Here is an 11,536-nt window from a genome sequence, read left to right on the forward strand (position 1 = left end):
CCTGTGGCTACCGATATCGTCATCTACCACAACCCCGCGTGCGGCACGTCGCGCAATGTCCTTGGCCTGATTCGCAATGCGGGGATTGAGCCGCACGTGGTCGAATATCTAAAGACCCCGCCCTCGCGCGCGCTGCTAGTCGAGTTGATAGACCGTGCGGGCATCACCCCGCGCGATCTGCTGCGCGAGAAGGGAACGCCTTATGCGGAGCTGGGGCTGGGTGACACGTCGCTCTCCGACGACGCGCTGATCGACGCCATGATGGCGCACCCGATCCTCATCAACCGTCCGCTCGTCGTCTCACCGCTGGGCGTGAAACTATGCCGCCCGTCGGAAGCGGTCCTCGATCTGCTGCAGACAGGCCAGCAAGGCGCGTTCGTCAAGGAGGATGGCGAGCAAGTCGTGAACGCTTCGGGTCAGCGCGTCGCCTGATGCTTCTTGCCGTCCTGATCTTTGTCGCCACGATCGCGCTCGTCATCTGGCAACCGAAAGGGCTGGGCATTGGATGGAGCGCGATGGGCGGTGCCGTCGTCGCCTTGCTCGCTGGCGTCGTCACTCTCTCGGACGTGCCGGTGGTGTGGGGCATCGTCTGGAACGCGACCGCTGCTTTCGTCGCGATCATCGTCATCAGTCTGCTGCTCGACGAGGCCGGGTTCTTTGAATGGGCAGCACTCCATGTCGCACGCTGGGGCAGAGGGCATGGCCTGAGGCTGTTCGTTCTCATCGTGCTGCTGGGCGCGGCAGTATCCGCGTTGTTCGCCAATGACGGCGCGGCGCTGATCCTGACGCCGATTGTCATCGCCATGCTGCGCGCGCTGGGCTTCAAGGACAAGGCGACGCTGGCGTTCGTCATGGCGGCCGGCTTTATCGCCGACACGGCAAGTTTGCCGCTGGTCGTCTCCAACCTCGTCAACATCGTGTCGGCCGACTTCTTCAAAGTCGGCTTCGGTGAATATGCCTCCGTGATGGTGCCGGTCGATCTCGTGTCGATCGCCGTCACGTTGGGCGCACTGATGCTGTTCTTCCGCCGTGACATTCCACAAGCCTATGATGTCGGAGCGCTGCGCGCGCCCCATGAGGCTATTCGTGATGCCGCGACCTTCCGCGCCGGTTGGGTTGTCCTGGCGCTTCTGCTCGCCGGCTTCTTCCTACTCGAGCCCCTCGGCGTACCGGTAAGCGCAGTTGCCGCTGCCGGCGCGATCCTGCTCCTGGTGATCGCCGGGCGCGGCCATGTAATCGAGACACGGAAGGTACTGCGAGGCGCGCCGTGGCAGGTCGTGATCTTCTCGCTCGGCATGTACCTGGTCGTCTACGGCCTGCGGAACGCCGGCCTGACCGATCACCTCGCCGCGCTGCTCGATCGCACGGCACAAGGCGGTGTGTGGGGTGCGGCCTTCGGAACGGGCATCATCGCGGCCATTCTCTCGTCGGTGATGAACAACATGCCGACCGTGCTGGTCGGGGCGCTGTCGATCGACGCGGCGCACGCGACCGGCGCGGTCAAGGAAGCAATGATCTACGCAAACGTAATCGGTTGCGACCTCGGCCCGAAGCTGACGCCGATCGGGTCTCTCGCGACGTTGCTGTGGCTTCACGTTCTCGGTCAGAAGGGCGTGCGGATCGGATGGGGCTATTATTTCCGCGTCGGCGTCACGCTGACCGTGCCGGTACTGCTCATCACGCTCGGCGCCTTGGCATTGAGGATCACTCTTGGATGACAGCCCTGATCTACATCGCAGCGGCGCTTGCTGAAATTGGGGGATGCTTTGCCTTCTGGGCTTGGCTGCGCATGGGAAAGTCACCCCTGTGGCTCGCGCCAGGCATAGCGTCCCTCGTCGTCTTTGCCTGGCTGCTGACCCGCGTGGACAGCGATGCGGCAGGGCGCGCCTACGCCGCTTATGGCGGCATCTACATCTGCGCCTCACTGCTTTGGTTGTGGAGCGTCGAGGGCGTTCGGCCCGACCGCTGGGACGTGGGTGGCGCGGCCCTATGTCTCATCGGAACTTGCGTGATCCTGCTCGCGCCGCGTGGTGCGTAACGCCGGCCCTATCTGACTTTGGAATGTTCAATGCCTCTTCGCGACCTGTCCGAACCCGACCATCTACCCGCACTCGATCCGGCCTATGCCCACCAGCGGCCTGCGCTCGGTCTCGGTCCGGCTGATCCCGCACCGCGCATCCTGCTGCTCTACGGAAGTTTGCGCGAGCGCTCCTTCTCGCGGCTATGCATCGAGGAAGCTGCGCGCCTTCTTCACTTTTTCGGGTGCGAGACGAGGATTTTCGATCCGTCGACGCTACCGTTGCCCGATCAAGTGGCGGGCGACGACCACCCGGCCGTTCATGAGTTGCGGCAGCTCTCTCTATGGTCGGAAGGACAGGTCTGGTGCAGCCCCGAGCGACACGGTCAAATCACGGGCATCATGAAAACGCAGATCGACCATCTGCCGCTGAACATGGGCGGCATGCGCCCTACGCAGGGGCGCACGCTGGCGGTGATGCAGGTGTCAGCGGGATCGCAGTCGTTCAACAGCGTCAACACACTGCGCGTGCTCGGCCGCTGGATGCGGATGTTCACCATCCCCAATCAATCATCGGTCGCCAAGGCGTTCAACGAGTTTGACGACGCCGGGCGGATGAAGGCCTCGAGTTACTATGATCGCATCGTTGACGTGATGGAGGAGTTGGTCCGCTTCACCGTCTTGCTCCGTCCACATGCTGACCAGCTTATCGATCGCTATTCCGAGCGCAAGGAAGCCGGGGTGCCGATGGATCCGACAACCGATCTATCAAGCATCGCGACGGCCCGCGTCTGAAGCTAAGCCCGTCCGCCGGGGAAGACTGCCGCCCACGCCCGCAATAGCGTAGCGAGTGCAACATTACCGCACGATAGGCTTGGCTTCAGCCGGTACAATAATCGCTGTTTGCGTCGAGGGATCGGCCATAACGTCAAGGCCTTCGGGCACGTTGCGACGCAGCTCGTCGATCCAGACCTGTCCATGCGCGTCCGAAGGCATGCGCCAGTCGCCGCGTGGGGATAGCGATCCGCCGGTCGTGACCTTGGGTCCATTCGGCAGAGCAGAGCGCTTGAACTGGTTAGCGAAGAAGCGGTGTAAGAACACCTCAAGCCAGGCGCGGATGACGCCCACCTCGTAGGCGCGCTTTTGCTCCTCGGGAAACCCCGGCGGCCAGCTTCCCGCACTAACGTCCTGCCAAGCGTGGAATGCCAAAAAAGCGATCTTCGAGGGCCGCAGCCCGAACCGGGTGAAATAGTAGATCCAGAAATCGTGGAGCTCATACGGTCCGATCTTGCCTTCGGTGCTCTGCGATTCTCCTTCGCTCGCCTGCGGGATGAGCTCGGGCGATATCGTAGTCCCGAGAACGTCCAGAAGGACGTCTGTGACATTGGTATCGAACAGCCGGTTCGAAGCCGTCCACCGGATCAGGTGCTGAATGAGAGTCTTCGGAAGCGAGCCATTCACGTTGTAGTGGCTCATGTGGTCGCCGACACCGTAGGTACACCAGCCAAGTGCAAGCTCCGACATGTTGCCGGTGCCGAGCACCAAGGCGTTACGCTGGTTGGCAGCTCTGAACAGAAGATCCGTCCTGAGTCCCGCCTGCACGTTTTCGAAAGTCGTGTCGTAGACCGGTTCGCCGGTTGCGAACGGGTGCTGCAAATCCGCTAGCATCTGGTTGGCAAGCGGCTTGATGTCGATCTCCTCGGCGGTCACACCGAGCCCACTCATCAAGGCGTGGGCATTGGACTTCGTCCTGGCGCTGGTGGCGAAGCCAGGCATTGTAAATCCGAGAATGTCGGTACGTGGACGCCCAAGCAAATCGAACGCCTTTGCCGCGACGATCAAGGCATGGGTCGAATCCAACCCTCCGGACACGCCGATGCAGATCTTGGCTAAACCGGTTGCTTCCAGCCTCCTCGCAAGCCCGCTGACCTGGATGTTGAACGCCTCGTAGCAGTCCTGGTCGAGACGGGCCGGATCATCAGGTACGAAGGGGAAACGATCGATGTTCCGTCTCAGCCCGAGATCGCCCATCGGGGGATCGAGATGGAAGGACACACGTCGGAATCGCCGGTCCGGCATCCCGTTTGCGATAGCGGCCTCGTTGAAGGTGCCGGTCCGCATGCGCTCTAGTTGCAACCGCTCCACGTCGATGTCCGCAATGACCATCTGGGACGCGACGCTGAACCGCTCCGTTTCCGCGAGCTGAGCTCCCAGCTCGTATATGCAGGCCTGGCCATCCCAAGCGAGATCAGTGGTCGACTCTCCGTATCCGGCCGCGGAGTAGATGTAAGCTGCCCAGCAGCGGCCGGACTGCAGCTCGCAGAGGCGCCGTCGTGTGTCCGCCTTGCCCACCACGATGTTGCTTGCCGAAAGGTTCGTCAGGATCAGCGCGCCGGCGAGCGCGGCAAAGTCGCTTGGGGGTGCAGGAGCCCAAACGTCCTCGCAAATTTCAGTGTGGAAGATCAGGCCGTCGACGTCGTCAGCCTGGAACAGCAAATCCATTCCGAAAGGAACTGGCTCGCCTCCAACATAGATCTCGCCACGCACGTCACGGCCGGAGGCGAACCACCGCTTCTCATAAAACTCACGGTAATTGGGAAGGTGGCCTTTTGGTACCACACCAAGAATCCGACCCCGGTGGATGGCGACAGCACAATTGTAGAGCCGACCTTCGCGCCGTAACGGCGCTCCCACGAGGAGAACCGGCCTCAACGTCCGGCTTGCCTCGACCAGATCTATAATCCTCGCTTCAACTTCGTCGAGCAACGCGCGCTGAAGCAGGAGATCGTCAATTGAGTAGCCCGAAAGTCCCAGTTCCGGGAAAACCATCAGCGCTACTGCCTGAGCGTCGCCCTCGCGGGCTAGTTCCATGGTTTGTGCGAGGTTGAACGTGGGATCGGCGGCCCGGCAGCGCGGCCGGCAGGCAGCGACTCGCACAAAGCCTTGGCGGTAGATGGAAAGAAAGGCCTCGGCGCCCTTGCTCTGGATCATATGTGCATGCCTTGGCCGAGCAGGACGAGAGCGGCCTCCTTCAGCGACTCCGGCAAGGTGGGATGGGCGTGCGTCGTCAGCGCGATGTCCTCAGTCGTCCCACCATATTCCATGGCCAGTACGGCCTCGTGGATCATCGTTCCGGCGTCCGGCCCGATAATGTGAGCGCCGAGCAGGCGATCGGTCTTCGCGTCTGCCAGCAGCTTCGTGAGCCCGCGGGTGTCGCCGTTGCATCGCGCGCGGCTGTTCGCCAGGAACGGGAATGTGCCGGACTTGTAGTCGACGCCGGCTGCCTTCAGTTCCTCTTCCGTTTTGCCAACGCTCGCGACCTCGGGAGAGGTGTAGATGACGGCGGGTACGGTGTTGTAGTCGACCCCTGGATAGCGGCCGGCGATCCCCTCCACGCAGCGCACCCCATCCAGCGTCGTTTTGTGCGCAAGCATCGGTCCCGCGATAACGTCGCCGATAGCGTAAATTCCGGGGACAACAGTCTTGAAACCAAGCTCCACAGGTATGCGGCCCTTGGGGTCGAGCAAGACACCGACTTGGTCCAGCCCTAGGCCGTCTGTGTAGGGTCTACGGCCCACTGCGACCAGCACGACGTCGGCCGCGAGGGTCTCGGTTGCACCGCCGTTTGACGGCTCGATGGCGATAAGCAGGTCGTCGGGGCGCTTCTCGACGCTCGTCACTTTGGTCTGGAACCGGAAGTCTAGCCCTTGCTGCTTCAGCGTTTTAAGCAGGTGTCGCGAGATCTCGCGATCCATGCTGGGCACGATGCTCTCGAGGAACTCAATCACAGTCACCCTGGCGCCCAACCGACGCCAGACGCAGCCCAGTTCAAGGCCGATATAGCCGCCGCCGATGACGACCAGATGATCCGGCACCTTCTTCAACGAGAGCGCGCCCGTATTCGAGACGACGCGCTCCTCATCAATGTCGATACCTGGCAGCCGCGCGACATCCGAGCCGGTTGCTACGATGATCCCCTTGGTTGCCGTCAGAGATCGAGCGCCACCCTCGGCCAGATCGACGGCGAGGCGATCGTGTGCCGTGAAACGGGCGCTTCCCTTCACCCATTCCACCTTGTTCTTTTTCAAGAGGTGTTCGACGCCCTTGGTAAGCCCAGCGACGACCTCATTTTTGCGGCTGATCATTTGCGCCAAGTCGAGGGCAACGCCGCTGACGCCGATACCATGCTTCTCAAGCCCCTCGCTGAGGTCGGCAAACAGCTCCGTCGAATGGAGAAGAGCCTTGGAGGGAATGCAGCCGACATTGAGACAGGTGCCGCCAAGCGTGGCGCCACGTTCGACACACGCGACGCTCATCCCGAGCTGTGAAGCGCGGATGGCGGCGGGATAGCCTGCCGTGCCCCCGCCGATTACGATGATGTCGAAGCTGTCGTTCATTCGTTCGTCCTCGATAAACCGGTCACCTGAGCTGAACGCCGCTGGCAAGGAACCGCTTCGCCAGCAGCGCGAACATCCGAGTTCAGCCCATCTCTAGATATCCACGTGAAGTCCGCTGAACCCGCACCATCAAGGCGGGGAGAAAGGGATAGAAGGGTCTCACCTCTTGGACGAAGCGCTCTCCGTCTCCAGTATCGCCGGCCGGTGTGCGCTGGGCGCTGATCAGATCACTTGGCACGGGCACCTCTCGTCAGAATTTGCAGCCGCAGGCAATCGCCTGTGCCGCATCATCAATCTTCCCTACATTCTACAGTAGCTGTAGAATCAAGCTCATTGTAATTCCGGCAGCAGAAAGCGGGCATTCGAATGCAAATCGGCGAACTGGCGAAAGCCACCGCGACCAAGGTCACGACGATCCGCTTCTATGAGGGCATCGGCTTACTCGGCCGCCCCGCTCGCACGACCTCAGGCCGGCGCACTTACGGGGCGTCGGACACCGATCGTCTCAACTTCATACGAAACGGTAGGCGTCTCGGCTTTTCCATCGACGAGATCCGCTCCTTGCTCGCACTCGCCGATCAGCCGGACCGCGACTGCGGGGAAGCCACTGAGATCGCATCACGTCATCTCGCCGATGTTGAGGAGCGCCTTCGCCAGCTAGGCGCGCTGCGCGATGAACTGGCTGCAATGAGCGCTGCCGGCTGTTCGGCCAAAACGATGGCCGAGTGTCGCGTTATCCAAGCTATCGCTGGACCAACCGCATAACCCTGAACCGAGAACGGAAAATTACGTGATGCCACTACGGAGCCTCTGCGCCTCAACAGCTCTCCTGATGGTGGCTACGATCGCGATGGCAACGCCCGCCATCGCAGACCCGTCCGATGATTACATCAACGCCGATCGGCCTGGCATTGCGGACGGCAGCACAACCGTGGGAAAGGGTCGCTTCCAATTGGAGACCGCGATCCAGGCCGAGTTTCGTCACGACGGCGATGAACACGAGCGGACAATCTTCTTTCCGACCCTGCTCCGCTACGGCGTTGTCGACAAGGTCGAGTTACGGGTCGAGGGAAACACCTATTCATGGATGAGGCAGAAGGACGCTACCAATACATCATACTCAAATGGCTTCTCCCCCACATCGATCGGACTAAAATACAACTTCATTGATGTTCCGGAAGGTTCAAAGCAGGTCTCACTCGGCGCAATTGCTCGTATTTTCCCACCGTCTGGCTCTGGAGATTTCCGAAACAGCAAGACGACGGGAGATTTAAGGATGGCAGCCGACTGGGCGTTTGCCGACAACTGGTCGCTGAACCCCAACATCGGCGTTGGTGTTTTCCAGGACGACTCCAACCGCACCTATACGGCAGGGCTTGCGGCTGCCACGTTGAACTTCAATCCCAGCAAGACGCTGAACTTCTTCGTGGATACCGGCATCCAGGCTCCGGAGGAGAAGGGTGGCAGAGCGTCGGTCATAATCGATGCAGGCGTGGCTTACATCATCGGCCACGACATCCAGCTCGATCTCAGCGTCGGAACCGGCGTTGCCGGTTCAACAACGCCACATCCATTCCTCGCCGCTGGCTTCTCGAAGCGATTCTAGACGACCTCGCACCTCTCTCACATTGAGGCTTGCTCCTCCAGTGACTGTAGCATGTAAGTGAGACTGAACGCGCTACGAGAAGTAGGAATCGATTGAATTGTGGTGAAACGCAGCGTCGAAACGGCACCAACCGGGGGGGTCGGTCGGCGAACTGCTCTGGCTCGTCTGGGTAGCGGAGTGATCGCGACGATAATTCCGGTACGATCATGGGGAGCGGCAACCAAGCCGGCGCGACCTTGGCAGGGCTTCGCTTCCCCGCCAGTCTGGCGCCGCTTGGAGATCGGAACAGGCGATACGCTGATTACGTCGGCAACCGTGGCCGGTGCCGTTATCGAGGCGGTCCTGGACAGCGGCAGCGGCGCGACGATGATCAGCAAATCGCTGGCCGCGAAGCTCGGCATGACCAACCTGGAACCACGAAGGATCAACGGTCTGGGTGGCAAGGCAGAAGTTGGCTTGGTTCGCAACGTCGAGGTGGTGCTCGCCGGCCAGACGCATGTCCTGCCGTTCGCGATTGTGGCCGATCTCGGAGCGATCTCGGCTGCTTTCGGTCGGCCGATCGACATGATGCTCGGAGCCGACGTCCTTGCCGGCGGCTGCGTTGCCCTGGACTTCGCGACCAGACGTTTCGCTTTTGAAAAAGCGGGCAGCTTCGCCCCCGGCCCCGATTGGACGTCTTTGGTGCTCGGTCATGGCACCAAAAAAGAGCTGTTCGTGCTCGCCTCGATCGCGGGCCTGGATCCGGTCGCGCTGATGCTCGACTTCGGCAGCTCGTCGGCCTTGATGCTGTCCGCAGCTTATACTGATGCCCACTCCCTTTTAGCCGGCAAGATCACGTCGACAGCGGCCCTCGGAGGAATCGAGGGAGTGCACATCGTCAAAACATTCACTGCCGATAAGGTGGGCCTGGGCGCGCTCCAAGTAGCCTCGGTTCCGGCGCTCGCTCATGATCGCTGGACATCCGAAAGCACCGTGGGAAATATCGGCATGCCGCTGTTGGGGCAGTTCGATATCGTGCTCGACATTTCTCAGGGGCGATTGTGGTTGCGGCCCATCCCCGTGAAAGCCCGTTTGCCGATGCTGAAGGATAGAAGCGGCCTTGGACTTGCCGCGTCATCAACGGAACTGACTGTCGTTCATGTGGCCGCTGGGGGTCCCGCGGCGCGATCGGGGTGGGCGGCCGGCGATCGGATCGCGGCAGTGAAGGGCCTTGCGATCGACACGTCTTACACACGTGGCACGCTGTGGCAGTGGCGCTATGGGCCTGCCGGAGAGAAGGTCGCGCTGACACTCACCGATGGTACGACACGAACGCTCAAACTTGGCGACTACTACTGACGCTTGCGCGTTGAGCATGTTATTGCGAGCGGGTCTCAAATCGCTTGCTCCTACAGCGGCTAGAGGTTGTAAGGGGTCGGCATGTCGCCGCTCAACCTTCCTTTGAATATCGATGCCGCACCTCCAGGTCGCATGATCCAAGCCGCCTCCATGCGGCTCATTGCCGTCGCGCTCGCGATCTTAATGGGTTTGCTCATCCCGCTGACGGCACTGCATGCCGCGCCCAACGCAGATCCGAACGACGTCCAAACCGCGTGGCGCCTGCTCGACTATGTAGCGGTCGATTACAACGGCGCGGTCGAGGGCGGCCGGATAAAGAGCGCAGCCGAATATGCCGAGATGACGGAGTTTGCCGGCTCCGTATCACAGCGGCTTGCGGCGCTGCCGCCAAAGCCCGAGCGGGCGGCGCTGATCGCGGGTGTGGCGCGCCTCCAGAGCGTGATCGGGCGCAAGGGAACGCCGCAGGAAGTCGGGACGCTCGCACACGGGCTCGCAGCCGATCTACTGAAAGCCTACCCGGTGCCGCTCGCCCCGGCAGCACCACCGAGCTTTGCTCGCGGGGTGACGCTGTTTGGCTCCACCTGCGCAGCCTGTCACGGCATGACCGGCAACGGACATGGCCCCGACGCGGCCAAGCTCACGACGCCGCCGATCGCGTTCACGGATGTCGAACGCGCCCGCCAGCGCAGCGTATTTGCACTCTATCAGGCGATAACCCAAGGCATCGACGGAACGGCGATGCAGAGCTTTGCGGAGCTCTCAAACGGGGATCGCTGGGCCTTGGCTTTTCGCGCCGGCAGCTTCGCACTGACCGACGAACAGGCGCGGGAAGGGGAGCGATTGTGGAAGGCCGATCCGTCGCTCCGCCAGCAGGTGCCGGACCTCCAGACACTCGTGGCGCTCACCCCTTCCGCGCTCGCCGACAGTATCGGCGAGAAGCGGGCACTGGCGGTCATGGCTTATCTACGCCGTCATCCCGACGCTGTGATCGAACAGGCCCCTGCGTCGCTCTCGATTGTCCGGCAGAAGCTGGCAGCGAGCCTTGATGCCGCCCGCAAGGGCAATCGTCGCGCAGCGAAGGAAGCAGCGCTGTCCGCCTATTTGGATGGTTTTGAGCCCATCGAACCCACGCTGGGCGCACGCGATGCAACGCTGCTCGCCCGGATCGAGGGTGCGATGGGCGAATACCGCGCTGCCGTCGATCAGGGTGCGGAGCCCGACGATCTGGCGAACCGGGTGCTCGTCCTGAATAATCTGTTCGACGATGCCGAAGCGGCGCTGGCCCCTGGCGCCTCCAGCGATGCATCGACCTTCCTGGGCGCGTTTACGATCCTGTTGCGCGAGGGCTTGGAAGCCCTGCTCATCGTTGTTGCCATGATCGCCTTCCTCCGCAAAGCGGAGCGCTCGGAAGTCTTGCCCTATGTCCATGGTGGCTGGGTCGGAGCGCTTGTCGCTGGCCTGTTAACCTGGGTGGTCGCCACCTATGCGATCGGGATCAGCGGTGCGAGCCGAGAGCTGACCGAAGGGTTCGGTTCCCTGTTCGCTGCCGTGGTCCTGCTATCGGTCGGAATATGGATGCACGGCAAGGCGCAAGCTGATCAGTGGCAGCGCTATATTCGAGAGAAGATGACGCGCGCGTTGTCGGGTCGCTCGGCCTGGTTCCTGTTCGGACTGGCCTTCGTGGTGGTGTATCGCGAGGTGTTCGAAACGATCCTGTTCTACGCCGCACTATGGACGCAGGGGAATGGCGGTGCGCTTCTCGCCGGCGCGGGATCAGCAGTCGCGTTGCTCGCCGTGATCGCATGGGCCATGCTCCGCTACAGCCGCCAGCTTCCGATTGCCAAGGTCTTCTCCTACAGTTCGTGGCTGATGGCGGGGCTTACGGTGGTGCTCGCTGGAAAAGGCGTTGCGGCGCTACAGGAGGCAGGGATCATCGACATCGCTCCGCTTGCGGATGCGCCTCGGGTATCCATCCTTGGGATCTTCCCTACTTGGCAATCCATCTTGGCCCAGCTTCTCATGGTGCTGGCAATCCTGGCCGGATTTTCCCTTAACCGCCGTAAAGCCGCGCCGAATTTGAGCGTTGCAACGGCGGAATGAGAATGATCTGCCTTGTCGTTCCGTTGCCGGTAAAAGCCACGTCGGATCTCCGGAATAGAGGTGATTTCCGTCCACAAA

Annotated in this window: 10 protein-coding genes; 8 read left to right on the forward strand and 2 right to left on the reverse strand. The window is 61.7% G+C overall.

All coding sequences use genetic code 11. The features are described 5' to 3' along the window. The first annotated feature begins 3 nt into the window (after positions 1-3). Genes arsC through arsH form a run of 4 tightly spaced genes read left to right on the forward strand, consistent with a single transcriptional unit; the run spans position 4 to position 2,812 of the window. Positions 4-432 carry an arsenate reductase (glutaredoxin) gene (arsC, locus tag GV027_RS17680; protein ID WP_151989810.1) on the forward strand — a complete coding sequence of 143 codons (429 nt, stop codon included), beginning with the start codon at positions 4-6 and terminating at the stop codon, positions 430-432. Then, on the forward strand, positions 432-1,718 hold the full coding sequence (locus GV027_RS17685) for an arsenic transporter (RefSeq protein ID WP_151989809.1): 1,287 nt from the start codon (positions 432-434) through the stop codon (positions 1,716-1,718). The genes arsC and GV027_RS17685 overlap by 1 nt, the downstream gene beginning before the upstream one ends. Beyond that, complete coding sequence (locus tag GV027_RS17690) at positions 1,715-2,038, forward strand: YnfA family protein (protein WP_151989808.1); 324 nt, start codon at positions 1,715-1,717, stop codon at positions 2,036-2,038. The genes GV027_RS17685 and GV027_RS17690 overlap by 4 nt, the downstream gene beginning before the upstream one ends. A 30-nt stretch (positions 2,039-2,068) precedes the next feature. Continuing rightward, positions 2,069-2,812 (forward strand): arsenical resistance protein ArsH, encoded by a 744-nt coding sequence (gene arsH / locus GV027_RS17695; protein ID WP_159513013.1) that lies wholly within the window; start codon positions 2,069-2,071, stop codon positions 2,810-2,812. Between the two features lie 63 nt (positions 2,813-2,875). Here arsH and GV027_RS17700 read toward each other — a convergent pair whose 3' ends face one another. Both GV027_RS17700 and lpdA read right to left on the reverse strand, forming a co-directional pair. Next, positions 2,876-5,008: an NAD(+) synthase gene (locus GV027_RS17700; RefSeq protein ID WP_159513014.1), complete on the reverse strand. Its 2,133-nt coding sequence runs from the start codon at positions 5,006-5,008 to the stop codon at positions 2,876-2,878. Then, positions 5,005-6,414, reverse strand: a complete 1,410-nt coding sequence (lpdA, locus tag GV027_RS17705) for a dihydrolipoyl dehydrogenase (protein ID WP_159513015.1) — start codon at positions 6,412-6,414, stop codon at positions 5,005-5,007. The genes GV027_RS17700 and lpdA overlap by 4 nt, the downstream gene beginning before the upstream one ends. Before the next feature lie 366 nt (positions 6,415-6,780). Here lpdA and GV027_RS17710 point away from each other — a divergent pair, with 366 nt between their 5' ends. The 4 genes from GV027_RS17710 (at position 6,781) to GV027_RS17725 (ending at position 11,458) form a co-directional block, all read left to right on the forward strand. Further along, positions 6,781-7,179: a MerR family transcriptional regulator gene (locus GV027_RS17710; RefSeq protein ID WP_145147252.1), complete on the forward strand. Its 399-nt coding sequence runs from the start codon at positions 6,781-6,783 to the stop codon at positions 7,177-7,179. Positions 7,180-7,246: 67 nt separating this feature from the next. Next, entirely contained in the window at positions 7,247-8,020 is a 774-nt protein-coding gene (locus GV027_RS17715; protein ID WP_159513016.1) for a transporter, read from the forward strand. Positions 8,021-8,293: 273 nt separating this feature from the next. Next, entirely contained in the window at positions 8,294-9,358 is a 1,065-nt protein-coding gene (locus tag GV027_RS17720; protein WP_236559360.1) for a retropepsin-like aspartic protease, read from the forward strand. 150 nt (positions 9,359-9,508) lie between these two features. After that, positions 9,509-11,458, forward strand: coding sequence for a cytochrome c/FTR1 family iron permease (locus GV027_RS17725; protein ID WP_159513029.1), 1,950 nt, complete (start codon positions 9,509-9,511; stop codon positions 11,456-11,458). Positions 11,459-11,536 lie beyond the last annotated feature (78 nt).

This window comes from Sphingomonas sp. T1 (assembly GCF_902506585.1).
In the GTDB taxonomy this organism is placed as follows: domain Bacteria; phylum Pseudomonadota; class Alphaproteobacteria; order Sphingomonadales; family Sphingomonadaceae; genus Sphingomonas; species Sphingomonas aerolata.

Bases quoted from the DNA above. Each gene is read 5' to 3' on its own strand.
- GV027_RS17685 (WP_151989809.1), top strand. From the start codon at position 432: ATGCTTCTTGCCGTCCTGATCTTTGTCGCCACGATCGCGCTCGTCATC.
- GV027_RS17690 (WP_151989808.1), top strand. From the start codon at position 1,715: ATGACAGCCCTGATCTACATCGCAGCGGCGCTTGCTGAAATTGGGGGA.
- arsH (WP_159513013.1), top strand. From the start codon at position 2,069: ATGCCTCTTCGCGACCTGTCCGAACCCGACCATCTACCCGCACTCGAT.
- GV027_RS17700 (WP_159513014.1), bottom strand. From the start codon at position 5,008: ATGATCCAGAGCAAGGGCGCCGAGGCCTTTCTTTCCATCTACCGCCAA.
- lpdA (WP_159513015.1), bottom strand. From the start codon at position 6,414: ATGAACGACAGCTTCGACATCATCGTAATCGGCGGGGGCACGGCAGGC.
- GV027_RS17710 (WP_145147252.1), top strand. From the start codon at position 6,781: ATGCAAATCGGCGAACTGGCGAAAGCCACCGCGACCAAGGTCACGACG.
- GV027_RS17715 (WP_159513016.1), top strand. From the start codon at position 7,247: ATGGTGGCTACGATCGCGATGGCAACGCCCGCCATCGCAGACCCGTCC.
- GV027_RS17725 (WP_159513029.1), top strand. From the start codon at position 9,509: ATGCGGCTCATTGCCGTCGCGCTCGCGATCTTAATGGGTTTGCTCATC.